Annotated in this window: 23 protein-coding genes and 1 riboswitch; of the genes, 7 read left to right on the plus strand and 16 right to left on the minus strand. The window is 56.5% G+C overall.

The features are described 5' to 3' along the window. Positions 1-21 precede the first annotated feature (21 nt). Positions 22-1,029: a sulfate ABC transporter substrate-binding protein gene (locus tag FHS21_RS14535; RefSeq protein WP_183662377.1), complete on the minus strand. Its 1,008-nt coding sequence runs from the start codon at positions 1,027-1,029 to the stop codon at positions 22-24. A 185-nt stretch (positions 1,030-1,214) separates the two neighbouring features. Between FHS21_RS14535 and FHS21_RS14540 the strand changes: the two genes are divergently transcribed. Then, on the plus strand, positions 1,215-1,400 hold the full coding sequence (locus tag FHS21_RS14540; RefSeq protein ID WP_183662379.1) for a hypothetical protein: 186 nt from the start codon (positions 1,215-1,217) through the stop codon (positions 1,398-1,400). A 295-nt stretch (positions 1,401-1,695) separates the two neighbouring features. Beyond that, positions 1,696-2,145 carry an RrF2 family transcriptional regulator gene (locus FHS21_RS14545; RefSeq protein WP_183662380.1) on the plus strand — a complete coding sequence of 150 codons (450 nt, stop codon included), beginning with the start codon at positions 1,696-1,698 and terminating at the stop codon, positions 2,143-2,145. A 13-nt stretch (positions 2,146-2,158) separates the two neighbouring features. Here FHS21_RS14545 and FHS21_RS14550 read toward each other — a convergent pair whose 3' ends face one another. The 6 genes from FHS21_RS14550 to FHS21_RS14575 form a co-directional block, all read right to left on the minus strand. Continuing rightward, complete coding sequence (locus FHS21_RS14550) at positions 2,159-2,932, minus strand: thiazole synthase (RefSeq protein WP_183662381.1); 774 nt, start codon at positions 2,930-2,932, stop codon at positions 2,159-2,161. A 2-nt stretch (positions 2,933-2,934) separates the two neighbouring features. Then, complete coding sequence (gene thiS, locus FHS21_RS14555; RefSeq protein WP_112528759.1) at positions 2,935-3,132, minus strand: sulfur carrier protein ThiS; 198 nt, start codon at positions 3,130-3,132, stop codon at positions 2,935-2,937. Then, complete coding sequence (thiO, locus tag FHS21_RS14560) at positions 3,129-4,094, minus strand: glycine oxidase ThiO (protein ID WP_183662383.1); 966 nt, start codon at positions 4,092-4,094, stop codon at positions 3,129-3,131. Before thiO ends, thiS begins: the two co-directional genes overlap by 4 nt. Before the next feature lie 4 nt (positions 4,095-4,098). Continuing rightward, positions 4,099-5,943 carry a phosphomethylpyrimidine synthase ThiC gene (gene thiC / locus FHS21_RS14565; RefSeq protein WP_246411032.1) on the minus strand — a complete coding sequence of 615 codons (1,845 nt, stop codon included), beginning with the start codon at positions 5,941-5,943 and terminating at the stop codon, positions 4,099-4,101. Positions 5,944-6,125: 182 nt separating this feature from the next. Then, positions 6,126-6,242, minus strand: a riboswitch (TPP riboswitch). 124 nt (positions 6,243-6,366) lie between these two features. Next, complete coding sequence (rpsU, locus tag FHS21_RS14570) at positions 6,367-6,642, minus strand: 30S ribosomal protein S21 (protein ID WP_112528763.1); 276 nt, start codon at positions 6,640-6,642, stop codon at positions 6,367-6,369. Positions 6,643-7,046: 404 nt separating this feature from the next. Continuing rightward, entirely contained in the window at positions 7,047-7,391 is a 345-nt protein-coding gene (locus FHS21_RS14575; protein WP_112528765.1) for a RidA family protein, read from the minus strand. Between the two features lie 487 nt (positions 7,392-7,878). Between FHS21_RS14575 and FHS21_RS14580 the strand changes: the two genes are divergently transcribed. The 3 genes from FHS21_RS14580 (at position 7,879) to FHS21_RS14590 (ending at position 9,697) form a co-directional block, all read left to right on the plus strand. After that, positions 7,879-8,610, plus strand: coding sequence for a fatty acid desaturase (locus FHS21_RS14580; protein ID WP_246411033.1), 732 nt, complete (start codon positions 7,879-7,881; stop codon positions 8,608-8,610). 38 nt (positions 8,611-8,648) lie between these two features. After that, positions 8,649-9,230, plus strand: coding sequence for a histidine phosphatase family protein (locus FHS21_RS14585; protein WP_183662387.1), 582 nt, complete (start codon positions 8,649-8,651; stop codon positions 9,228-9,230). Positions 9,231-9,346: 116 nt separating this feature from the next. Further along, positions 9,347-9,697 (plus strand): hypothetical protein, encoded by a 351-nt coding sequence (locus tag FHS21_RS14590; protein ID WP_158482238.1) that lies wholly within the window; start codon positions 9,347-9,349, stop codon positions 9,695-9,697. A gap of 67 nt (positions 9,698-9,764) precedes the next feature. Here the strand turns inward: FHS21_RS14590 and FHS21_RS14595 are convergent, their stop codons facing one another. The 9 genes from FHS21_RS14595 to FHS21_RS14635 all read right to left on the minus strand — a co-directional run bounded on the left by FHS21_RS14595 (position 9,765) and on the right by FHS21_RS14635 (position 20,876). Beyond that, entirely contained in the window at positions 9,765-11,462 is a 1,698-nt protein-coding gene (locus tag FHS21_RS14595) for an FAD-dependent oxidoreductase (protein WP_183662389.1), read from the minus strand. Positions 11,463-11,566: 104 nt separating this feature from the next. After that, positions 11,567-12,445 (minus strand): SMP-30/gluconolactonase/LRE family protein, encoded by an 879-nt coding sequence (locus FHS21_RS14600; protein WP_183662390.1) that lies wholly within the window; start codon positions 12,443-12,445, stop codon positions 11,567-11,569. Positions 12,446-12,455: 10 nt separating this feature from the next. Further along, positions 12,456-13,328 carry an SMP-30/gluconolactonase/LRE family protein gene (locus tag FHS21_RS14605; RefSeq protein WP_246411034.1) on the minus strand — a complete coding sequence of 291 codons (873 nt, stop codon included), beginning with the start codon at positions 13,326-13,328 and terminating at the stop codon, positions 12,456-12,458. A gap of 9 nt (positions 13,329-13,337) precedes the next feature. After that, entirely contained in the window at positions 13,338-14,300 is a 963-nt protein-coding gene (gene kce / locus FHS21_RS14610; protein ID WP_112528777.1) for a 3,5-dioxohexanoate:acetyl-CoA acetone transferase, read from the minus strand. Then, complete coding sequence (locus tag FHS21_RS14615; RefSeq protein ID WP_183662391.1) at positions 14,297-15,244, minus strand: 3-hydroxyacyl-CoA dehydrogenase; 948 nt, start codon at positions 15,242-15,244, stop codon at positions 14,297-14,299. The genes kce and FHS21_RS14615 overlap by 4 nt, the downstream gene beginning before the upstream one ends. Positions 15,245-15,251: 7 nt before the next feature. Then, complete coding sequence (locus FHS21_RS14620) at positions 15,252-16,058, minus strand: SDR family oxidoreductase (RefSeq protein WP_183662408.1); 807 nt, start codon at positions 16,056-16,058, stop codon at positions 15,252-15,254. An 11-nt stretch (positions 16,059-16,069) separates the two neighbouring features. After that, positions 16,070-18,082 (minus strand): ABC transporter permease, encoded by a 2,013-nt coding sequence (locus FHS21_RS14625; RefSeq protein ID WP_246411041.1) that lies wholly within the window; start codon positions 18,080-18,082, stop codon positions 16,070-16,072. A gap of 50 nt (positions 18,083-18,132) precedes the next feature. Next, positions 18,133-19,674: a sugar ABC transporter ATP-binding protein gene (locus FHS21_RS14630; protein ID WP_112551508.1), complete on the minus strand. Its 1,542-nt coding sequence runs from the start codon at positions 19,672-19,674 to the stop codon at positions 18,133-18,135. 74 nt (positions 19,675-19,748) lie between these two features. Further along, positions 19,749-20,876, minus strand: a complete 1,128-nt coding sequence (locus tag FHS21_RS14635; RefSeq protein WP_183662393.1) for a sugar ABC transporter substrate-binding protein — start codon at positions 20,874-20,876, stop codon at positions 19,749-19,751. 214 nt (positions 20,877-21,090) lie between these two features. Here FHS21_RS14635 and FHS21_RS14640 point away from each other — a divergent pair, with 214 nt between their 5' ends. Then, positions 21,091-21,771, plus strand: coding sequence for a GntR family transcriptional regulator (locus FHS21_RS14640; protein WP_112528787.1), 681 nt, complete (start codon positions 21,091-21,093; stop codon positions 21,769-21,771). An 83-nt stretch (positions 21,772-21,854) separates the two neighbouring features. After that, the gene (locus tag FHS21_RS14645) at positions 21,855-23,378 is read left to right on the plus strand and encodes an arylsulfatase (RefSeq protein WP_183662394.1); all 1,524 of its coding nucleotides are present in this window, start codon (positions 21,855-21,857) and stop codon (positions 23,376-23,378) included. Positions 23,379-23,709 lie beyond the last annotated feature (331 nt).

Below are 23,709 nucleotides of genomic sequence, written 5' to 3' on the forward strand. Positions count from 1 at the left end.
TTTGCCAAACATCCGGTAAGGTCAGCGCTTGGTGAACACCTTGTCGAGCGTTCCGCCCTCGGAGAATTGATCTTTGGTCACTTTTGCCCAACCACCAAAGACATCTTCGACAGTCAGCAGGCGAGTTTCCGGAAATTGCGATGCATATTTCGCCTTCACCGTCTCGTCGTTCACACGGTTGTAGTTCTGCGCGAGAATATCCTGCCCCTCCGGCGAATAGAGGAATTTCAGATAATTCTCCGCGATCGCGCGCGAGCCGCGTTTATCCACGACCTTGTCGACCACGGTGACCGGAAACTCGGCAAGCAAGCTCATCGGCGGGACAACCGCTTCGTACTTGTCCTCGCCGAGTTGCTTGCGCGTCCCGAGAACTTCTGCCTCGAAGGTGATCAGCACATCGCCAATACCGCGCTCGGCAAAGGTCGTCGTTGATCCACGGCCACCTGTGTCGAACACCGGCACGTTTGACAGCAGCTTCTTCACGAATTCTTGCGCCTTGGCGTCGTCCTTATTGAATTTTTCAAGTGCAAAGGCATAGGCCGCCAGATAGGTGTAGCGCGCATTGCCCGACGTCTTGGGGTTCGGAAATACCACCTTCACATCATCGCGAACCAGATCATCCCAGTTCTTGATATTCTTCGGGTTTCCGGCCCGCACGAGAAACGCCGGCAAGGAATAGTACGGCGAAGAGTTGTTCGGCAGACGCGACTGCCAGTCAGCGGGAATCAAGTTACCCTTGTCATGCAGAACCTGAACATCTGTCACCTGGTTAAAAGTGACTACATCGGCTTCAAGACCCTCGAGGATCGAGCGAGCCTGCTTGGAAGAACCAGCATGTGATTGGTTGACCGTGATATCTTTGCCAGATTGCTGTTTGTATTGGGCAGTGAAGGCCTTGTCGATCTGGTCATAAAGTTCGCGGGAGATATCATAGGAAACATTAAGTATTTCGGTGGGTTCGTCTGCGGCCCTGACCGGCGTCAAACTCATACTGAGGGCCAGAGCAGCATATACAAACAATCTTTTCATCGAATTCTCCCACAGCCTCACCGGCACGAAGGCACCGGACATTTTTTTGCGAGAGTGACCGGAAAACCATCGATGCGGAAGAATTTACTTTCCAATATGGTCAAGCTAGTTGAAATCAAATACTCCAAACAGACCTGAACGCAGCTGGCCGGTTAACTGCGGCCGCGTGCCCAGAAGGCAAGCTGGTGGAATTGTCACCAAAATCCACGGTGCTGCCAGCACCAGAGGAAGTCTTCCTCGGTCCAGTTGCGGTTTTTCTTGGCCGCCGCTTCTTCGCGATCACGCTGCTTGGGATCGCTGGCATTCCGGTCGAGAGTTTCAGCTACAAAAACGTCCCGCCACAGGCGTTCTGCCCGGTTAAATATGCCTGATACTTCACTGTACATTGCGACCTCCATCAAACAATCCGGTTGCAGAGTTAGCTAATGATGACGCCTTGAAATCATTTGTCAACAATCTCTACCGATTTAATCGTGTATTGGATTCACCGTTCCCGCACCGCCGTCTGCAGCGAATTCTTAATGAATTATTATTTTTCAGCGCCTTACACACCATTTTTAAGACATTTCGCCGCCGTAAAAAAACTCATTTTTTAACATTTTTACACTAGAAAATGTAGTGCGAGGGACTATGACTGCACCACACTGGTAGTCAGGCAAAGAAGAAATGATATCGCAAAAGGCCAAATATGCTCTACGGGCGCTTGTCGTTCTGGCCAGGGCAGACGCCGAGAAAGCTCTCTTCATCTCGGATATCGCAGAAGAACAGAATATTCCGAAGAAGTTTCTCGAACAGATACTGCTCGATCTGAAGCACCAGGGTATCGTGATGAGCCGTCGCGGCAAGATGGGCGGGTATCTGCTGCTGAAGCCGGCCGAAGAAATTACATTCGGCGAGGTGCTGCGCCTCATTGATGGTCCGATTGCCCCTCTGCCCTGCCTGAGCAAGATCGCCTATCGCCGCTGCGAGGATTGCCAGGACGAAGCGACATGCGAGATACGCCACGTCTTCAATGAAGTCGCCAATGTCACCCGTGCGGTCCTGGACAAGACGACAATCGCCGATTGCCTCATTTACGGCGCCAACGCCAAAGTGGCTGAACTACTCGACAGCTAAGAGCTTCAGTCTATCACGTGAACACCGCCCTACCGATTACCGGCGTTGACGGAACGGCGACGTCGCGAGGCTCGAGCATACCTGCGTGAAAGGCAACATGCCCCGCATCAACTGCCTTGGCGAAAGCGCTTGCCATGGCCACCGGATCGCCGGCCTTCGCCACGGCCGTGTTCAGCAGGATGGCGTCAAATCCGAGTTCCATGACCGTCGCGGCATGGGATGGTCGCCCGAGACCCGCATCGATGATCATCGGAACATCGGGGAAATTGCCCCGCAATGAACGCAGTGCGTGCATATTGAGCGGTCCGAGAGCCGAGCCGATCGGCGCGCACCATGGCATCAAAACCTCGCAACCCGCTTCCAGCAGCCGCTCGGCGACGATCAGATCATCTGTCGTATAGGGAAACACCTTGAAGCCGTCATCGGACAATATCCGGGCAGCCTCGACCAGTGCGAAGACATCCGGCTGCAACGTATCGTGATTGCCAATGACTTCGAGCTTGATCCAGTCGGTCGTAAAAACATCCCTTGCCATCTGCGCCGTCAGCACAGCTTCTCTCACCGTATGACATCCCGCCGTGTTCGGCAGTACATGCGTTCCTAGCGACCGGATGAGCGACCAGAACTTGTCACCGGATTTGCCGCCTGCCATTTCCCGCCGCAGCGAGACGGTGACAATTTCCGTGCCGGATGCCTTGATTGCATCCATAAGGATGGCGGGCGAAGGATACTGCGCTGTTCCCAGCAAAACCCGCGACGAAAGTTCGGTATTATAAAGTTTCAGCATGATCATCCTCCTTGCCGCGGCGTAAGGATCTCGACCTTGTCGCCCTCGTTCAGACGGCAGGCTTGACGTTCCGGTGACCGCACGAGCTCACCGTTTAATGCCGTCGCCAGCCATTCGCCTTGGAACTCCAGTTCGGCAAGCAAAGCATCGAGCGATTGCGCCGACACATCGTGCGGCTCTCCATTGACGAGCAGTTTCATCGGGTTGCTCTCCTTTCATTCAAAATCATGTCCGCCACCAGCATGGCCATCGCCGGGGCAAGCAAGAAACCGTGTCTGTAAAGCCCGTTGATGCTGATGGTTTTACCCTCGCGGACGACACGGGGCAGATTGTCCGGATAGGCGGGGCGAATGCCCACCCCTGTTTCGACAATCTCCGCCTCACCGAAAGCGGGGTGCAAACTATAGGCCGCGTTCAGCAATTCCATCATCGAGCGCACCGTGATCGGACCGGCCGAGTCGCTTTCGATCATAGTAGCGCCCACCATGAACGTGTGATCCGCCCTGGGCACGACATAGATAGGAAAGCGCGGATGAACGAGCCTGACAGGACGTGACAGGGCGATATCGGACGTGCGCAAGATCAGCATTTCCCCGCGCACGCCGCGTATCGTTTGATCGTCGCGGGAATAGCCGGTGCACTGAACGGTCCAATCAAAACCAGCTGTCGCGGTCCGCACTGGATCAGTTTCGAACGCTACACCGGCCGCCGCCAGTTTCGCCGCAAGACTGATCAACACATGTCGAGGGTCAAGGTGTGCTTCATCCTTGAAAAACAGGCCCTTGCGGAAGCGTCCGGCAAGGTCAGGCTCCAGCGTTGCAACAGTATCCTCGTTAGCCCACTCGAACTCTGAAGTTCGCGAGCCGAACCGTTCAAGCTCCCTGACGTCACGGACAGGCGCCAAAACCAGTGTACCATTGTGTGTCACGGAGCCAGGCAGCGCCGCTTCCCACCAGTCAGCGGCACCAAGCCCGAGTTCGACAACTGCCTGCTCAGCGCTTTCCCGCTCGCAATAAGGCGCAAGCATCCCCCCTGCAAACCAGGATGCCGCCGCGCGGCCGCCCGATTGCGGGTCGAGCACCGTCACGCGCGCGCCGCGTGACGTCAATTCGTGGGCGACCGACAATCCGGCCACGCCGGCGCCCTTTACAAGAACGTGCATTCCTTCAGGCGCCTTTGTTCAACGGCATATAGAGATCGCCGCCCTCGCGAAATTTCTCCGCCATGGCAGCCATGCCTTCCTTTTGCGCCTCGGCACGGATGTCGTGCGAGATCCGCATGGAGCAGAATTTCGGCCCGCACATCGAGCAGAAATGCGCCACCTTATGCGCTTCCTTCGGCAGGGTTTCATCGTGGTAGAGCCGCGCCGTTTCCGGGTCGAGCGACAGATTGAACTGATCCTCCCAGCGAAACTCGAAACGCGCCCGTGACAGCGCGTCATCGCGCAGTTGAGCCGCGGGATGTCCCTTGGCAAGGTCAGCAGCGTGAGCGGCAATCTTGTAAGTGATCACGCCAACTTTGACATCGTCGCGGTTCGGCAGGCCAAGGTGCTCTTTTGGCGTCACGTAGCAAAGCATCGCCGTCCCGAACCAGCCGATCATCGCTGCGCCGATGCCGGACGTGATGTGATCATAACCGGGCGCAATATCCGTCGTCAGCGGTCCGAGCGTATAGAACGGCGCCTCGCCGCAAACTGCGAGCTGCTTGTCCATGTTTTCCTTGATCTTGTGCATCGGAACATGGCCGGGGCCCTCGATCATCACCTGGCAATCCTTGGCCCACGCAATTCGGGTGAGTTCGCCCAAGGTTTCGAGTTCGGCAAACTGCGCCGCATCATTGGCATCGGCGATAGAGCCGGGCCGCAAACCATCCCCCAGCGAAAAGCTGACATCATAGGCGCGGCAGATATCGCAGATTTCCTCGAAATGCTCATAGAGGAAGCTTTCGCGATGGTGGTGCAGGCACCACTTTGCCATGATCGAACCGCCGCGCGAGACAATGCCCGTAACGCGGTTCACGGTCAGCGGAATGTAATGCAATCGCACGCCGGCATGGATCGTGAAGTAATCCACCCCCTGCTCCGCCTGTTCTATCAGCGTGTCGCGATAAACCTCCCATGTGAGGTTCTCCGCAATGCCATCGACCTTTTCCAGCGCCTGATAGAGCGGCACCGTGCCGATCGGCACCGGCGAATTCCGGATAATCCACTCGCGTATATTATGAATGTTGCGCCCGGTGGAGAGATCCATCACCGTGTCCGCGCCCCAGCGTGTCGCCCAGACCATCTTTTCCACTTCCTCGGCCATGGAAGACGTCACTGCGGAATTGCCGATATTGGCGTTGATCTTGACCAGAAAGTTGCGTCCGATAATCATCGGCTCAAGCTCGGGATGATTGATATTGGCAGGAATAATCGCGCGGCCCCGTGCTATCTCTTCGCGGACGAAGTCCGGTGTCACGTGATCGGGGATTGATGCACCGAACGATTCGCCATCGCGCACCGCACCATTTTTTGCACTCTCCCGGCCCAGATTTTCGCGAATCGCGACATATTCCATTTCTCGCGTGATGATACCTGCCCGTGCATAAGCAAGCTGGGTAACGGCCTTGCCGTCCTTTGCTTTCAACGGATTGTTGCGGATGGGAAATTCCGGCGTCAGCCGTTCGCCCGTGGCGAAGCCATTATCCGCTGGGATAACGCGGCGGCCGTCATAGGAATGGACATCGCCCTGCGCGGCGAGCCAGCTTTCGCGGACACGCGGGATGCCCCTGGCGATATCGATTTCTGCTGACGGATCACTATACGGACCTGAGGAATCATAAACCGCAACGTTGGGCTCACCGGCAGTCGGGTGAACGGCGATTTCGCGCATGGGTACGCGGATATCCGGATGAATGTGTCCGGTTTTGTATATTTTGGTCGATGCAGGGAGTGGTCCGGTCGAAACAGTCGGCGTGCTTGAAACAATTGGATTGAAAACGGTCATCATCAGGTTCCTTTGCCCGCTCATGACCCCAAAAAGTGCTTCCTTTTTGGATAAGGACCATGAGCCATTAAAAGTGTTGCTGCGACCTTTTTGCGTCCATCGAAGTGGACGCATGGCGCAGCAAGTGCGTGGAAACCCAGTTCTGTGCCGGAAGGATGAAAGGAGTTCGCGAGTCTGAACAGAGACCGAGTGCCAGGACACTCTATGCGAAGACTTTTGCACCGTCCCTACGCCAGTATGAACTGGATCAGGTTCAACGGGTCACTGCGCTGCAAAAGCCAGCAGTATCTCAGCCCCTTGTCGGGACTCCCCTGGTGAATGTGTTTATGTGACCCGCTGTTGACGCAGTTGTCAAGCAGGTCGATCTCCAGACAAACGAAAACCCGCTACGGCCTGGACCATGCGGGTTCTGTCGCGTTTATCTATAACCGGATGACCGGTCATGAATTATCGGTTGTTGTAATCGCTACCATTGTTGCCGGCTGGGCGGGCAACACGTTCCTTTTTCTTCGGACCTGGCAACAGGCCTTCGCGCTGAGCCTGCTTGCGTGCAGCCTTGCGGGCACGGCTAACGGCTTCTGCTTTTTCACGGACACGACGCTCGGATGGCTTTTCGAAAGCCTGGCGCGCCTTCATTTCGCGGAAGAGACCTTCCCGCTGCATCTTCTTCTTCAGGACCCGAAGGGCCTGTTCAACATTGTTATCACGGACGAGAACTTGCAATCGTTTTCCTTACCCATGCTTGTCTCGCCTTGCGGAAGGAAATGAGCCACAATCAGACAAGCGTTTGAAGAATTGCCCCTACGGCAATCCGGAGAAGCGCGGACTTTATTCATTTCCGCGCCAAAAATCCAGTGCGCTCAAGCAATTTACTTGAGTATTCCTGCCACGACGCCAACTATTCTGGTGACTCGGCGGGGGTAATTTTGTGTTCTGTCTATTTTAGTCGAGTTCAGACTGACTATGCAGAACCAGAGAAGATTCTGGGGTGCGATGAGATTCGCGATCATGGCGAGTCGAAAACGGTAGGTTTCGAGAACCGGAGCGGAGCGTACTTGAAGTACGTGAGCACCGGATCGCAGAAAAATGCCGTTTGCAGACCGTCATGGCGTGAATATCAACACATCCTAGATCGCGGCAGTGATGATAATCTCGACCTTGTATTCCGGCGTTGCAAGCTTGGCTTCGCCCGTTGCGCGTGCCGGAGTGTTTGCCGGGTCGACCCAAGCATCCCACGCAGCATTCATCTCGCCGAAATCCTTCATGTCATCGAGCCAGATGATGGCCTGCAACAGCTTGGATTTGTCGGTGCCGGCTTCCTTGAGCAAGCGGTCGATCGAAGCCAGGACGTCCTTGGTCTGCTCTGTCACGCTCTTGCCTGGGCTGCCGACCTGGCCGGCGAGATAGACCGTGTTGCCGTGGATTACGACCTGGCTCATGCGTGGACCAACTTCAATACGGCGAATGCTCATGGAAATCTCCTCTAACGATTTGCTGGCAATTTAATGCTTGCCGTGCGTCCATGAAAAAGGGGCCCATGCGGCCCTGTTTTCAAAGGACAGTGACGTGGTTGCAGATCTTGCCTTTGACCCGCTGATTGAGCACTACGATTATTTTACCGTCATAGCGCTTTGATTTTGAATGATTTTCTGCCCACAACGGCGTGCAACATCAGCAACGAACGTCAATAACAGTCGATTCGGCGACACACTATTTGCCACATACCGTAGAGTCAAATTTCATGTCTAGACGTTCGAGAGCGTTGTATAAATAAGTGCTCCGTTCGCTTATCATTGCCAAATGGATCACCGGACTGTCATTGCATCATTGACATCGGAGCAGCGCAATCGTCTGACCGCCAAATCAGACCTCGCGGGCCTTCTTCAACTCGCCGTCCATTGGGGCTTAATCATTCTTCTCGGATGGTTGATTGCCGTGCGGATACCCCTTTGGCCGCTCATGATGATCCCGCAGGGTATTTTGATTGTGTTCTTGTTTACCCTTATACACGAGTCCATCCATCGCACGCCGTTCAGGACGCAGTGGTTGAACGACTGCATTGCGCGCGTCTGCAGCGTCCTGCTTGTGCTGCCCTCGGACTGGTTTCGCTACTTTCATCTGGCCCACCACCGCTTTACTCAGGATCACGAGAACGATCCTGAGCTGATATCCCCCAAGCCGGAAACCATGCGACAATATCTCGTGCACCTGTCCGGCATTCCTGTTTGGTGGAGCCACATCAAGACGCTTGTGATAAACGCCTCGGGGCATTGCAGCGATACCTTCGTGCCGGCAAAAGGTCACCGGAAGGTCCGCAGCGAGGCACAGATAATGATTGCGGTCTATGCCTTGATGATCGCTGTCTCCGTCCACCTTCAGACGGCAGTCCTTGTGTATGTATGGGTCCTGCCGGCGATATTGGGACAACCTTTCCTGCGCATCTATCTTCTGGCCGAACATGGCCGCTGCCCCTATGTCGCCAACATGCTCGAGAACAGCAGGACAACCACCACGACCTGGCTGGTGCGCAAACTTGCATGGAACATGCCTTATCATGCCGAGCACCATGCTTATCCGACTGTTCCTTTTTACCGACTGCCGGAATTCCATGCGTTGATCGAGACTGAGCTCAAGCAGACCGAGAATGGCTACGTCCGGTTCCACGCCAAATACATTGAGCAGATTCGTTAAAACGATCGGCTCGACGTGGATCATCAAAAGGAGTCCATATGAGTAGTGCTTTTCCGGAGATCTATCTCGTTCGCCATGGAGAAACAGAATGGAGTGCCTCCGGCAAGCACACGGGACGTACAGACATACCACTGACGCCCGCTGGGGAAGAGGCCGCGCGCCATATCGCCGTCCGTCTGTCGGGCCTGACTTTCTCCGCTGTGTGGTCAAGTCCATCACAACGTGCTTCCAAAACGTGCGCGCTTGCGGGATTTGGCTCACAGGCCGTGACGAAGGCAGAATTGGCAGAGTGGGACTACGGGGCATATGAGGGGTTGACGACGAAGCAGATCCTTGCCGAACGCCCCGGATGGCGTCTGTTTCGAGATGGCTGTCCGCGGGGTGAACTGACATCGGATGTGGGCGCACGGGCGGATTTGATTATTGGCCAGCTCCGCCAAACCGATGGCACGTTTCTGATATTCTCGAGCTCTCATTTCTTGAGAGTCCTTGCGGCGCGTTGGCTCGGATTACAACCTGAAGCCGGTGGACTCTTCGTCCTCGATACGGCGAGCATAAGTATCCTCGGCTACGAACACGACCTCACTGAACCTGTCATAAGAAGGTGGAATCAAAAGTGACTTGATTCCACTGATTGAAGGGATTCCGGCGCAACGCCTTCCCATGCAGATATATCCATTGAAATGCCCATGATCATCTGATTACGTGACAAGGCGGCTGGACTTTTGGGGGAACCATGCCTTTTTCTCGAACGGAAGAACTGACCTATTCGTCGGCTGATTGGCAAATAATGGAGCATGCCTTTGCGCAAGCTTCAGCGCTGCTGAAGAGGTCACCAAAGACCGATCCGCGCGCCAACCGCCTGGCACGAAATGTTATGATGTTTTTTGACCGGGGCATGCGCGATCCAGATCTCATCGCAGCCGTCGCCGCCAACCGGGAAATCAGTCTCGAATTCAGGGACATCACCGAGGACAGCTCCAGACCAACAATGCGCGAAAGGGTGACCGCTGGACAGATTGCGGCGGCCTTGAGCGAGAACGATGGCAATTCTGGCAACGATGACGACTCAGCCGAAAAGTGTTGAGTAGATGGCCGCACACACAGGGGGCAATGCCTGTTGTGCCTGCAAGGATCATCATGCGAGTGACGTTTTAACCTGCCTTAGTGGCTGGGGCCGTCGGGATCTGCCTCAGATATTGGTGTATGGCCTGAACAACCACAGACCCCTCGCCCACACCGGATGCAACGCGTTTGACAGAGCCCGCGCGGACATCGCCCACGGCGAATATGCCAGATGCTGAGGTTTCGAATGGCGATCCGCTCGAAACCACACCGGCCATGATACCGGTCTCGATGAAACCGGACTTGTCCAGTTTGATGCAGCCGTCCAGCCACTCCGTGTTCGGGGCAGCACCAATCATCATGAAGATATTCGAAATAGACCGGGTCTCATCCACTCCCGTCGATCGATTTGTCCACGTTACCTTGTTTAAGTATCGATCGCCGTCGATTACAGAAATTTCGGTATAGGGATGCAACGAGATCTTGTGTGATTTTTCGATGCGTCGGACAAGATAGTCAGACATCGTTTCCTTCAAACCTGGACCCCGGACCAGAATGTGCAAATGCTTCACTGAATGAGACAGGAACATCGCCGCCTGCCCTGCCGAATTACCGCCACCAACGACAATGACTTCCTGTTCCTGGCAAAGCTGTGCTTCCATGGCCGTCGCCGCATAGTGAATGCCCTGACCCTCGAAACGTTCGTAATTCAACAGCTCCGGCTTGCGGTAGCGGGCTCCGGTGGCGACAACAATCGCTCGGGCCGAAACAGTCTGCCCGTCGTCGAGCACAACCCGGTAAGGCAGCTCGCCGCAATCGATGGAGACGGCCATACGCGAGATGGCGAGACGTGCCCCGAACTTCTGTGCTTGAACCTGAGCACGACCGGCCAATGCCTGACCTGATATTCCCGTGGGAAATCCCAGATAGTTTTCGATCTTTGAACTCGTACCGGCTTGCCCGCCTGGCGCAACCCCTTCGATAACGATGGTTTTTAGTCCTTCGGAGGCGGCATAAACCGCGGATGCGAGACCTGAAGGGCCGGCGCCAACAACGAGCACATCATAGACATCGTTCGGGTCGATGCGTTCCGTCAGCCCTAAAACGTCAGCGAGTTGGCCTGTTGTTGGATTTTGCAGGACCGCTTTTCCCGGCGGAACAATGACGGGTAGCGACAGCGAACAAATCTTCAACGCCGTGACCATTTCCTTTGCATGCGGATCAACATCGGAGTCGATCAGCCTGTGCGGATAGCTGTTGCGCGTGAGAAACCGTTGCAACCTCAATGTGTCCGCTGCGTGGCTCGGCCCTATCAGGACAACGCCAGCCTGACCGTGTTTGATAAACCCAACGCGGCGAAGGATCAGCGCCCGCGTGATGATTTCACCGATATCCGGCTCAGCAGACATCATCCGCAGGAACGAACTGCGCTCAACGCGCACAAGGTGCGCATCCTCGCCCGCTCGAGCCGAGACAAGATTCTCGCGATTGTTGAACAGATCGAGTTCCCCGGTGAACTCCCGTTCGCCTTGAACGGTGAGAACCCTTGGTACACCGTCATCGCCGAGATCGAGTATTTCGATCGAGCCCGACTTTATCAAAAAGAAATCGGTCTGACGTTCGCCGCGGCTGTACAAAATAGTGCCTTTGGCTACCTTGAAGTCAAACCCAAATGACGAAACACGGTCCACCATCTCTTCGTCGAGACGCGGGAAGGTCTGGGCTCTGCGCGCGTAGGGATCACTCGCGTCGGATGAAATGTCTCCGCTGAATTCTGTCTGACTCATAACGGCACACTCGCGCTGATTTGCTTGCCAAGATTTCTGCCTGTCATTATGGCCGTTTTCTTCTGCAGAGCAACGCGGCGCAATGTGGTTTGGTGTCCGGATTCTCAGCCTGCAAACCGTGGCTCGGGTATGCCTTTGATGCCAAGCCCCGTGATCGCGAAAAGGCTGCCGCGCAAGACACCATCTCCCGGAAATCTTGGCAAGGGCGGCTTTGCCATGGATGTCACGTAGATGATGTCCAGATCCGGACCGCCGAACATGATGCTCGTAACCTTCTTCACCGGCATATCGATGACGCGGTCCACGGTGCCGTCGGGCCGATAGCGGACAACTTTGCCATCATAGACCTGTGCGTTCCATAGGCAGCCTTCCGCGTCGACCGTGGAGCCATCGGCGGCACCGCCTGTCGATGTGTCTATCTTGGTAAAGGTTCGGCGATTGGACACATTTCCCGTCGCCTGGTCATAGTCGTAAACCCATATCTCGCCCGACCACGAATCCGCGAAATAGAACAGGCTTCCATCGGGGCTCCAGCACGGGCCATTCGAAACGATGATACCATCGTCGAGCTTGTGCACGCTGAGGTCGGGATCGACACGATAGAGCGCGCCGTTCGGACCGCTCTCCATCGTGTCCATGGAGCCGGCGATAAACCTTCCCTGCTTGTCGACCTTGCCGTCATTGATGCGGTTTTCCGACTTATCCGGTTCGGGATCGTGGATGAGTTCGACATCGCCTGTCTTGAAATCGAGCAGATGAAATCCGCGTGCCAGTGACACGATGGCGCCATTTCCATCCTTGCGCAGCGCCATCGAGCCGATTTTCATCGGGACATCCCACGAGCGGATTTCCCGGCCATCGGCCGTCGCACGAAATACGCGGCCATCGAAGCTGTCGATCCAGTAGAGCCGCTGCTGATCGACATCCCACAGCGGGCCCTCACCCAGCGTGGTCTTTACGTCCACCACCACATCGATTTTCATGTTTCCTCCATCATCCCTTGAAACGCGGTTCCGGCAGACCGCGCACGCCAAGTCCATGAACTGCAAACATGCAGCCGGCCTCGCGTTCGCAATGATATTGATTGTTGAAGGGCCGGGCCATCGACGTGACATACGCGATATCCAGCTCCGGGCCACCAAAGGTGATGCTCGTTGTCGATTGCACTGGCAGGCCGACAATGCGGTCGATCACACCGTTCGGATCAAACCGGATGAGCCGTCCGGAATAGACTTCGACGCTCCAGACATATCCTTCCGCATCGACAGTCGCGCCGTCGGGATAGCCGCGCAGACTGTCAAAGCTCGTAAACACGCGCCGCGACCCTACTGTACCCGACGCGGTGTCATAGCTATAGGCGTAGATTGCTTTCTTATGGCTGTCAGCGAAATACAGTGTCGTTCCGTCGGGGCTGAAACAGGGCCCGTTCGAACAAATGATGCCCGTATCGAGCGTGTGCAGCGAAAGATCGGGATCAAGGCGAAAGAGCGTACCAACCGGGTCGCGTTCCTCGAAATCCATTGAACCCGCAACAAAGCGTCCCTGGCGGTCAACCTTTCCATCGTTGAGGCGCGGTCGAAGCTCGCCTGGATGGGTCTCATGCAGCAGCTCGACGGCACCCGTTTCAAAATCCAGTGTGTGAAATCCATTGCGCAGTGCAACAATGGTGCCGCCCTTTTCTCGCAATGCCAGCGAGCCGACCGGTTCCGGCAGGTTCCAGCTCTTGCGGTTGCCGCCTCTGGCATCACAGGAATAGACTGCAGGTGCGTAGGAATCGATCCAGTACAAACGCTGTTCCTCGACGTCCCATAGGGGACCCTCGCCCAGCTGATTGCGATCTTCGCTGAAAACCTCGATCCGCAGCATCATACCCTCCTAGAACGCGACCTTGTCGCCGCCCTTGAGTTGCAGGATCGCGCGCGCATCGTCCGGCGTCGCCACTTCCATGCCGAGCCCTTCGATGATCTTGCGCGCGAGCAGAACCTGATCGGCATTGGACTTTGCCAGCTTGCCCTTGCCGGCCCAGAGACTGTCTTCGAGGCCAACCCGGATATTGCCGCCCAGCGCCGCCGCCTGAGCGGCGATGCGGAGCTGGCTCGATCCGGCGCCCAGCACCGACCAGCGATAGTTGTCACCGAAAAGCCGGTCGGCAGTGCGTTTCATATGCGCGACGTCTTCGGGATGCGTGCCGATTGCGCCCAGAAGTCCAAAAACTGACTGCACGAAGAACGGCGGCTTTACCAATCCACGATCGGCGAAATGCGCTAGATTGTAGAGGTGGGCTATGTCGTAGCACTCGAACTCAAATCGCGTACCGTTGTCGTAACAGGTCGCAAGAATGTACTCGATGTCCTTGAAACTATTGCGGAATACCAGATCGCGGGTCGCCTCCAGATGCGGCTTCTCCCAATCGAACTTGAACTCCTTGTATTTGTCGACGAGGTGATAAAGTCCGAAATTGATCGAACCCATATTGAGCGAAGCCACCTCCGGCTTGAAGGTTGCCGCCGGTTTCACCCGCTCTTCAACCTTCATATAAGGGCTGCCGCCGGTGGTGATATTGATGGCGGCATTGGTGTTCTGCTTGATGCGCGGCAGGAACTTGGCAAAAGCTTCCGGCGTTTGGTCCGGCTTGCCGGTTTCCGGATCGCGCGCATGGAGATGCAGGATCGCGGCGCCCGCCTCTGCTGCAGCGAGCGCTTCCTTCGCTATCTCGTCGGGCGTGATTGGCAGATAGGGCGACATTGTCGGCGTGTGGATCGCACCGGTTATGGCACAAGTAATGATGACCTTGCCCTTTGTGCTCGAACCGCTTGTCACTCGTGTCGTCTCGCTCATTGTCCGAACTCCTGCGTTGATTTCTTCTTGTGCGCCGCAAGCGCCATGAGACGCCGGTCGCGCCAGACCTGGCGATCGACCAGCTTTTCCTGCGGCAGCTTTTCGCGCCGGCCGGCCTCTACGGTTTCGAGCACATCGCCTGCCCAGTCGACGCGACGCTGCATCTGGGGAAACAGACGCTCGTAGATTATCTGATAGCGTTCGACATAGTCGCGCACGCCCCCCGGTGCGTTGAGATCGATCGTCTCGAATGGCCCCATAAACGACCAGCGGAGGGCAAGTCCGTCACGAATGCCGATATCGACGTCTTCGACTGTCGCATACCCATCGGCCACCAGCCGAAAGGCCTCCTCGAGAAGGGCGCCCTGCATGCGGTTCATGATGAATCCGTCGAGTTCGCGCTTCATGACCAGCGGCGCATGTCCCGCAGCAATCAAGAACGCGCGGGTCCGTTCCACGACCTCGCCCGAGGTCCAGGGTGCCGGTACAACTTCGGCCGCAGGAATGAGATATGGCGGGTTGATCGGGTGAACGACAAGACAACGCTGGCGGTTTTTCAGGTGCTCTGTGAATTTTGAAGGAAGCAAGGCCGACGTCGAACTCGCGATCACGGCCGACGCATCGGCATTCTCATCGAGGAGCGAAAACACCTTGATCTTTGTTTCGAGATTTTCCGGGGTATTTTCCTGAATGTGGCCTGCGCCTTCCAGCGCCTTTGTGAGATCCGTTTCAGCTACGATGCGCGACAGAACCGCTTCGGGCGAATGCCCGTTGAGCAGGTCGTTCCGCTCAAGATCGGCGAGCACATCGGCAATATATCCGCGAGCCTTGGCCACGGCGTCCGGCGCCTGATCCCACAGGCTCACCTGATAGCCGGCACGGGCGAAACTGATGGCCCAAGCTCTGCCGATGAAACCGCTGCCGATGATCGCTGTCTTTTGCATCGCTACCTCACAGAGTTTCGACATTGCCATCAACGCCGAGCGACTGGCCCGAAATGTTGATACCGGCATTGGAAAGCAGAAAGGCGACCATCGTTGCGACGTCGTAGGGACTGACCATCCGCCGCAGCGAAACACTCTCAAGATAGCGCTCGGTCATTTCCTCATGCGAGATACCCAGTTGCCTCGCCCGGTTGCTGATGACGTTTTCAATGCGTGGTCCCTCGACAATGCCAGGCAGAATCGCATTGACGCGGATCGCATGCGGCCCGAGCTCCTTGGCGAGACTTTGGGTAAAGCCGATCACGCCGAATTTGGCCGCAGAATATGGGGTGCGAAAAGCATAACCGTGCTTGCCGGCGGCAGATGACATATTGACGATCGATCCGCCTCCAGATGCCTTAAGCATCGGTACGGCGCGCCGCGCACAAAGGAACTGTCCGGTCAGGCAGATGTCGATGCACCGGCGCCAGTCCTCCGTGCTGATCTCATCGACACCGCCAGTCGGACCGGCAATGCCCGCATTGTTGATGAGCGCGTCGAGACCACCCAGTGAAGAGGACACCTCCTCGAACATGCGGTCGACATCTTCTTCGCGGGAGACGTCGGCCAGCGTCGCATGAGCCAGCGAAACACTATTCTGCGCTTCGTCCAGCAGCGATTGGGATATGTCGCAGATCGCGACGCGTGCACCGAGCCGTGAAAGGGTTGCGGCAATTGCGTAGCCAATACCGGAGCCCCCCGCCGTGACCAACACTCTCTGATCGCGCAAACCACCCAAGAATTCTTCCGCAGATGCTGGAGCAATTTTATTCATCATTCGTCCTCCTAAGACCGCTTCTCGCGAAGCGCCATAACTGCACCAAGCACCACAAGCCCAAAGAGGATCGCCCGCGTTGCATAGGGCAACGTCGTTCCCGCCAGGAACATTTGCAGTGCGGTGAGCAGCAACACCCCGCCCAGCATACCGAGATAGTGACCACGTCCGCCGGTTATTAATGCGCCACCGACCACCACCACCGCGATCGATGGCAGCAGATAGTCGTCGCCCATGCCAAGACTTGCTTGCCCCGAGAAGCCTGTGAGCAATACCCCGACAAGCCCTGCGCAAAGGCCGGAAAGCACATAGACAAGAATGAGCGTGCGTCCGACGGCGATGCCTGAGAGCTGCGCCGCCCGTAATCCATTGCCGATGCCGTAGACCCTGCGTCCGAAGGCTGTTCGTCCGAGCAAGAATACCGCAGCGATGACAAACAGCACCATGAACGGAACGACCGGCGTAACAGTCCAGATCTTGCCGGTCATGAACCAGCGGAGCATTGGCGATGAAAATCCCGCCGGCGTTCCTTGCGAATAGACCAGTGCAAAACCCTGCAGGATGCCGTTCATGGCCAGCGTCATGACGATGGGCGATATGCCGAGCACGACGATTCCAACGCCGTTGATAAATCCGATAAGGCAAGCGATGAGAAGAACGGCAGGCAAAGCGTAGACGAGAGCCGCGTCGGAACCATTGACGATACCTGCGAGCAGGATGCCAGCTATGCCGATGATCCAGGGAACCGAGAGGTCGAGGCCTCCGGTCAGGATTACAGTTCCCTGCCCCAACGCCAGGATGGCGAGGAAGGTGGACAGGACTGCCAGCGAGTTCCAGTAGGTCGGGTTCAGGATTGCTCGGCCAAGCCAGAATTGGGTTACTATGACTACGGCGAGCAGACACAAATATGCTGGCAGTGCATAGCGGATCGTCTCGCTGTGGCGCGAAAGGAATGACGACGCTACCGGTTTGCCCTCGGCGGACGATGGCATTTTCATCCGCCGGTCAGTGCGATCGAGCTGCGAGGGCAGCAGGCCCTGACGCCATGCACTGAACTGCGCTTGCGCACCGCGCAATTGCTTGGCGAGCGTTGAACTATACGAGATCGATCCTGCCAGAACGGCGAGGATCAGAATGGTTCCTTCAGCGATGGTTGAATAGTAGGCCGACACATTCAGAACGAGGAGAATATTCACTACCATCATGAGGATATAGGCGCCGAAGACTGTGCCAAGCGGTCCGCCGCGTCCGCCGCCGAGACGCGTACCGCCAACGACCACAGCAGCGAACATTGACAGGAGCAGCGGATTGCCAACCAGTGGATCGGCGCTGCCCGTCTGTGCGCTGATGAAAACGCCAGCCAACCCATAGCAGCCGCCAGCGATGACATAGACCAGGAATTTGGTGAGCTTGACCCTCACACCAATGGCGGCAGCCGCATCCGGATCGCTGCCGACCGCATAGATCGCCGTACCGAACCGCGTGTTCTTCAGCCAGAGCCAGGCGAGCAGAACAACACCGATCACCACCAGCGGCATCGGCAGCCAGCCGGGTATGGCGTCACCAAGATAAAACGTGCCGAGGTCAGGCGCGACAAAACCACCGGGCTTGTCCATTACCAGCAGCGTCAGACCCTGGATGATAAACATGGTCGACAGCGTGACAACGATGGGCTGCAACCGGAAGAATGCAATGAAGATGCCGTTGAAAGCACCGGTCAGCATGCCAACGCCAATGCCGACACAGGTCCAATACACCACACTCGTCTGGGCCGCCGCCGGGTCCATGCCTTGCGCCAACACCGCGTTGACTAGCGAAATTACCGCCCCAGCCGACAGATCGAACCCGCCGGAGAGAACGACAATCGTTTGGCCGATCGCAGCAATCGCCGATGTTGCTCCGCCGCTTGAAAGGAACGAAATGTCGAAATAGCTGAGGGGGCCGCTGCTGACAAAATCTACCAAACCAAGCAGGCCAAGAAATACGGCTATGGCGATGAGTACGCTGCGCCGCTCAGGCGACATGCTGAACAGGGATGCCCAGTTGCGGCTCGTTGAGGTCGAGGTCAGCATCGTCATTCTGCGGCCTCTTTTGCTGCGCTGTCATGGCCAAGCGCTGGCCGCATGATCGAGGCTTCGGTCAATTGATCGCGCGACAGCGATGCTGCAATCCGCCCGTCATAAAGGACCAGAACCCGGTCGCACAAATGCACGAGCTCGGGAATCTCGGTGGAATGCAAGAGGATCGAACCTCCGGCGTCGGTGAAGTTGCGCATCATGACGTAAAGTTCGTGCTTGGTGCCGACATCGATACCGCGGGTCGGATCGAACAGCAGCAGGATACGGCTTTGGGCAACCAGCCATTTGGCTATTGCAATCTTCTGCTGGTTGCCTCCAGAGAAAGCTCCTGCCCTGGTCCAGAGCGCGCGCTGGTCAACCTCGACGGTGCCGAAGGCAGAACGCACGGCCTGGCGTTCAAGATCACTTTGTATCAGTCCAAATCGTGAGAACCTGTCGATCACCGGTAAGGATGCATTGAGCGTTCCGCTGAGCTTCAGGAACAGGCCCTCCGTCTTTCGGTCTTCAGGCACCAGCCCGATGGCAATGTTGGGCTTGAGCGCATCTGCAGGCGAGCCAAACCGGACTCTGCGCCCATCGACGAGGATATCGCCATGAGTCACCTGCGTCATGCCAAAGCAAGTCAGGAAAAGGTCAAGCTGGCCCATGCCCTGCAGTCCGGCAACGCCGAGGATTTCGCCTTTCCGCAAATCGAAACTCGCATCGAGCAGCTTGTGGCCGGCCCGCAAGTTGCGAACACCCAACACCGGCGCACCAAACGCGGCATCGCTTTTGGGCCGCGCCGGGAAAGTCTGGGCTATCGACCGGCCGACAATGCTCTCGATAACTTGGCCGTCGGTAATGGAGGCAACTGGGCACGTGGTTATGTGGCGGCCATTGCGCAAGATCGTCAGCGTATCGCAGAAGGCGCGCACCTCGCGCATGCGATGCGTGATGAAGACGATGGTCGTCCCTAGCGCCTTCAGTTTGGCGATGATCCGGCCCAGCCATTCAACGTCGCTGCCCGCAAGCGTCGATGTTGGCTCGTCCAGGAGAAGAATTCGGGGCTTGCGATAAAGCGCACGGGCAATTTCTATCTTTTGCTGGATGGCAAGGTCGAGTGTGCCGACTTCCGCATCGAGATCAACTGCAAACTCGATCTCCTGCAAATGTTGCGCTATGGCCTGACGCGCCATAGACCGCCGGATCATGCCGGTAATCCCCATCGGCGCATAGGGCATCAGCATATTGTCGAGCACCGTCAAATCCTTGACCAGGGTCATTTCCTGAAATGCAGTCTGGACGCCGAGCGTATGCGCCGCCCTTGGTGCATTGAGCGCTGCTCTTTCGCCAAAGACCGATATGTGCCCCTCGTCAGGACGCAGCAGTCCCGACAGCAATTTGACAATCGTTGATTTGCCCGCACCGTTTTCGCCGAGCAAAGCATGGGTACTTCCAGGCTCGATGCGGAAGGATACGCCATCGACTGCAACCGTGGCGCCAAACGCCTTGCGAATATCGGTCACTTCAATGGCGGATTGTTCGAATGGTGAATTCATCCCACCGGTCCTGCTCAAATCATCGGGATAAGCCAAGTTGCGCGGAGCGGTAGCCACTCCGCGCAAGTCTACGCTTAGTTCTCGGGTTGACCGACCAATGCTGCGTTAAGACCGATCTCCGGCGTCTTTTCCGAGAAGATCGAAGCAAACCAGCCCGGATTGGAGACGATGGACGGTTTGAATGCGTTGCAGCCGTCTTTCATCTCCTGCCACGTACCTTCCTGGCAGAGCTTGATGGTCTCGTTAGTGACCAGAGGCAGCGGCAGTACAGTCTTCTTCGGCACTTCCTTGCCTTCGATCGCATCGACCGCAAGCTTCAGCGCCAGAGCGCCAGAATATGGCGGGGATGCATAGGAAATGCGCGGCGCGCCCATGGGTGCATAGGGAGGTGTCGCACCCTCTGCCTCGGTTCCTGCCGGCAGCATCTGGATGCGACCGCCATTCGAGCCCTCGCCTGCGCAAGGAAGAAGCTGCTCCGGCTTCTTGCCGGCTTCGAGCTGCATGGAATTTGCGGTGAAGCATCCGACCTGCATCCACAGCCCGTTGATGTCGTCCCAGTTGCGAGTTGCCAGGATCTTCGAAAGCTCGGTGCGCGCGACAGCCTGGCTCCACATGCCGACCGCTTCGCCGACGATCTTGATATCAGGATGTTTGGCGAAGACTTCCTTGGCCGCCTTGGTACGAAGATTGTCGACCGATGTTCCGGGCACGCCGGTAATCGCGATGATATTGCCCTTGCCATTGAGCTTCTTGACCAGCCATTCCGCTGTCACGCGGCCGGCTTCTTCCTGATCGATCGCTATATTGTAGGCGCAGGGCTCGGTGATCTCGCCGTCATAGGCGAAGACCTTGACGCCCTTGTCACACGCATTCTTCACAACCTGGTTGAGTGCGGTCGGTGAAATCGGGAAAATGACAATCGCCTCGGCGCCGGCTTGGACCATGGCGTTGATCTGTTGAATCTGCCGCTGCGCATTGGGGCCGGCAACCTGGACTTGCAAGTCCACCTTGTCAGCGTAGTTCTTGTGGGCAGCCATGGCCTTGACCATGTTGGCGGCCTCGGCCTGCCAGTCATTGCCAATAAAGCTCATGCTGAGAAAAATCTTGTGTTTTTCGGCAGCGTCGGCGTGGCCGATCATAGCCATGCTTGACGCAATGCAGGCGCAAGCAGCAGCGCGCCGGATGATTGATCCAATTCCCATTATAATTCCTCCCTCACACAGGAAAACATCTCCGAGCGGGCTCCTCTTCCCTCTCGTCGTTCCATCAGCCAACCGTAGCACCATTTGATCAAAGATCAATGATGAAATACCATTGATCGTGCATAAGATTTGTTAGATAAGGAGAAACGCTTGACGCGCTGTGGTGGACACTGCATTCCACGTAAAAGAGCACCCGCCGCGAAAAAGGTGAACAATGGCTGAAGCCGGCTACCGGAGACCAGGTGTTGAGATTCTCCCGCTTTCCAAGGAGACGCTGCAGGACCGCGTCTATCGCCAGATTGCCAGCCTGATACTTGAAGGCGGCATTGTTCCGGGCGAAATGGTCCCTGTGCAAAGCCTTGCCGATGCCTTCGGCGTCAGCGCCATGCCGGTGCGGGAAGCCTTGCGGCGGCTGACAGCGGCCAATGCACTGACCGTGGTTTCCGGGCGATCCATCGGCATACCGCGGTTGAGCCGGGCCAAGCTCACCGATCTGCGCAATGTTCGTATCGAGATCGAGGCGCTTGCGGGCAAATGGGCTGCCGAGCGCATCGAAGACAGCGAACTGGAAACTCTGCGCTCGCTGCTGAAAGCACTGGAAAAAGCCAACGCCTCTGGCGATATCAAATCGTACCTGCGGGCGAACTACGCGTTCCATTTCTCGATCTACCGGGCGGCTGGATCGGAAAGCATTCTCAATATCATCGAGAATCTTTGGCTGCAGGTCAGCCCGTACTTCAACATGCTGCATGATTCCGGCAATTACACCAAGGCCAACGAGCACCATCAGTCGATGTTCACCGCGCTATGCGCTCACGATGGCGAGGCGGTCAAAATAGCCATTCAGGCCGATATCGATGCCGCCTATGATGTGCTCGTGGATTTGGTGAGCTGAGGCGGCATCGCATCTGTAACTGTTACGTACTTCTTGGCATCACCGCCGTCGCTAATATCTCGCCCATAACTGGGAGAATAGCGATGGCCAAGGCACCAAAACCCAACAAGCCCAATATTCTTTTCATAATGGCCGATGATATCGGCTGGTTCAATGTCAGCTGCTACAACCACGGCATCATGGGGTATCGAACCCCAAACATCGATCGCATTGCTCGCGATGGTGCCATGTTCACGGACTTCTACGGCCAGCAGAGTTGCACTGCTGGACGGGCTGCCTTCGTCACGGGACAAGCACCGATCCGAACGGGACTGACGAAAGTTGGTATGCCTGGAGCGACGCTGGGCCTGAGTGCCGAGGATCCGTCGATTGCTCAATTCCTGAAGAACCTCGGCTATGCGACCGGCCAGTTCGGTAAAAACCATCTTGGCGACCGCAACGAACATTTGCCGACAGTGCATGGTTTCGATGAGTTCTTCGGCAACCTCTATCACCTCAACGCCGAGGAAGAGCCCGAATATACGGACTATCCCAAGGATCCAAAGTTTCGTGCGAAGTTCGGCCCAAGGGGTGTCCTCAAGTGCAAGGCGTCCGACAAAGACGACAAGACCCTCGATCCCAAATATGGGAAGGTCGGCAAACAGGTTATTGAAAACACTGGTCCGCTTACGCGCAAGCGTATGGAAACAGTGGACGATGAGTTTATGGGGGCAGCCCTCAACTTCATGGAGCGCAAGACCAAGGAAGGTGGACCCTGGTTCTGCTACATGAACACCACGCGCATGCACGTCTTCACGCATCTCAAGCCATCATCGGTCGGCAAGACGGGGCATGGCCTCTATCCGGACGGCATGGTGGAATTGGACGGCTATGTCGGCCAGTTGCTGGACAAACTCGAGAAGCTTGGTGTCGCTGACAATACCATCGTCGTCTTCACAACGGACAATGGCGCCGAGGTTCTGTCGTGGCCGGATGGCGGCGCCACACCTTTCCGGGGTGAGAAGGACACCAATTGGGAGGGTGGCTGGCGAGTTCCCTGCGTTATGCGCTGGCCGGGAGTCATCAAGCCCGGCCGTGTCATCAACGACATTTGCTCGCTACAGGATTTCATACCGACTTTTGCCGCTGCCGCGGGCGAGCCCGACCTCGTCGCAAAAGTGAAGAAGGGATACAAAATCGGCGCCAAGACCTTCAAGGTTCATCTCGACGGCTTCAACCTTCAGCCCTTCCTGTCCGGAAAAGAAAAGGAATCCCCGCGCAAGGGCTTCCTCTATTGGAGCGACGACGGCGAACTGATGGCGCTGCGCATCAACCAGTACAAAGTGGTATTCAGCGAGCAGCGAAGCACAGGGCTCGATGTCTGGCGCGAACCATTGTCAAAGATGCGCATTCCCAAGCTCTTCGATCTTCGCTCCGATCCGTTCGAGCGTGGCGAAGAAAGCAATTTTTATTATGCGCAGTGGTTCGCCGAGCACGTCCCACTGCAATATGCTGCGCAGGCACTCGTTGCCGAATGGCTTGAAAGCTTCAAGGAGTTCCCGCCCCGCGCTAAGCCGGCGAGCTTCACAGTGGACCAAATCGTGGAGTCGCTGATGCCGAGAGGTTGAACGACAAGGCGGAGGAGGAAAACCAGCATCTTTAACAAAATCGTCTAAGATGCTGGTTTTAAATGGTGGGCACAGTAGGGATCGAACCTACGACCCGCTGATTAAGAGTCGGTGCTTCTGGCGCATGAAACCCTGGAGGGCGCGATCCTGAGCAAGACACTTGATGGCTTAATCGTTTCCTGACGTTCCGACGATGAGGATTTCGGCGGACGTCGCACGCGAACATGTTCGAAAAATCGTAGTTGGATGCTGAAGGACAACAAGAGTGGCCGGACGATGATGCCGAATGCCGGGGCGGCGCGACTCCATTTCTTTGGCGATCCGTTATCGG

Origin of the sequence: Phyllobacterium trifolii (assembly GCF_014192095.1) — a bacterium.
Classification (GTDB): Bacteria; Pseudomonadota; Alphaproteobacteria; order Rhizobiales; family Rhizobiaceae; genus Phyllobacterium; species Phyllobacterium trifolii.

Coding starts and splice junctions, on each gene's coding strand:
- FHS21_RS14605 (WP_246411034.1), bottom strand. CDS start 13,328: ATGCTGCGGATCGAGGTTTTCAGCGAAGATCGCAATCAGCTGGGCGAG.
- FHS21_RS14585 (WP_183662387.1), top strand. CDS start 8,649: ATGAGTAGTGCTTTTCCGGAGATCTATCTCGTTCGCCATGGAGAAACA.
- FHS21_RS14640 (WP_112528787.1), top strand. CDS start 21,091: ATGGCTGAAGCCGGCTACCGGAGACCAGGTGTTGAGATTCTCCCGCTT.
- FHS21_RS14615 (WP_183662391.1), bottom strand. CDS start 15,244: ATGCAAAAGACAGCGATCATCGGCAGCGGTTTCATCGGCAGAGCTTGG.
- FHS21_RS14590 (WP_158482238.1), top strand. CDS start 9,347: ATGCCTTTTTCTCGAACGGAAGAACTGACCTATTCGTCGGCTGATTGG.
- FHS21_RS14620 (WP_183662408.1), bottom strand. CDS start 16,058: ATGAATAAAATTGCTCCAGCATCTGCGGAAGAATTCTTGGGTGGTTTG.
- FHS21_RS14625 (WP_246411041.1), bottom strand. CDS start 18,082: ATGTCGCCTGAGCGGCGCAGCGTACTCATCGCCATAGCCGTATTTCTT.
- FHS21_RS14580 (WP_246411033.1), top strand. CDS start 7,879: ATGATGATCCCGCAGGGTATTTTGATTGTGTTCTTGTTTACCCTTATA.
- FHS21_RS14600 (WP_183662390.1), bottom strand. CDS start 12,445: ATGAAAATCGATGTGGTGGTGGACGTAAAGACCACGCTGGGTGAGGGC.
- FHS21_RS14595 (WP_183662389.1), bottom strand. CDS start 11,462: ATGAGTCAGACAGAATTCAGCGGAGACATTTCATCCGACGCGAGTGAT.
- FHS21_RS14545 (WP_183662380.1), top strand. CDS start 1,696: ATGATATCGCAAAAGGCCAAATATGCTCTACGGGCGCTTGTCGTTCTG.
- FHS21_RS14575 (WP_112528765.1), bottom strand. CDS start 7,391: ATGAGCATTCGCCGTATTGAAGTTGGTCCACGCATGAGCCAGGTCGTA.
- FHS21_RS14535 (WP_183662377.1), bottom strand. CDS start 1,029: ATGAAAAGATTGTTTGTATATGCTGCTCTGGCCCTCAGTATGAGTTTG.
- FHS21_RS14635 (WP_183662393.1), bottom strand. CDS start 20,876: ATGGGAATTGGATCAATCATCCGGCGCGCTGCTGCTTGCGCCTGCATT.
- FHS21_RS14645 (WP_183662394.1), top strand. CDS start 21,855: ATGGCCAAGGCACCAAAACCCAACAAGCCCAATATTCTTTTCATAATG.
- thiS (WP_112528759.1), bottom strand. CDS start 3,132: ATGAAACTGCTCGTCAATGGAGAGCCGCACGATGTGTCGGCGCAATCG.
- FHS21_RS14550 (WP_183662381.1), bottom strand. CDS start 2,932: ATGCTGAAACTTTATAATACCGAACTTTCGTCGCGGGTTTTGCTGGGA.
- FHS21_RS14630 (WP_112551508.1), bottom strand. CDS start 19,674: ATGAATTCACCATTCGAACAATCCGCCATTGAAGTGACCGATATTCGC.
- thiC (WP_246411032.1), bottom strand. CDS start 5,943: ATGAGCGGGCAAAGGAACCTGATGATGACCGTTTTCAATCCAATTGTT.
- thiO (WP_183662383.1), bottom strand. CDS start 4,094: ATGCACGTTCTTGTAAAGGGCGCCGGCGTGGCCGGATTGTCGGTCGCC.
- kce (WP_112528777.1), bottom strand. CDS start 14,300: ATGAGCGAGACGACACGAGTGACAAGCGGTTCGAGCACAAAGGGCAAG.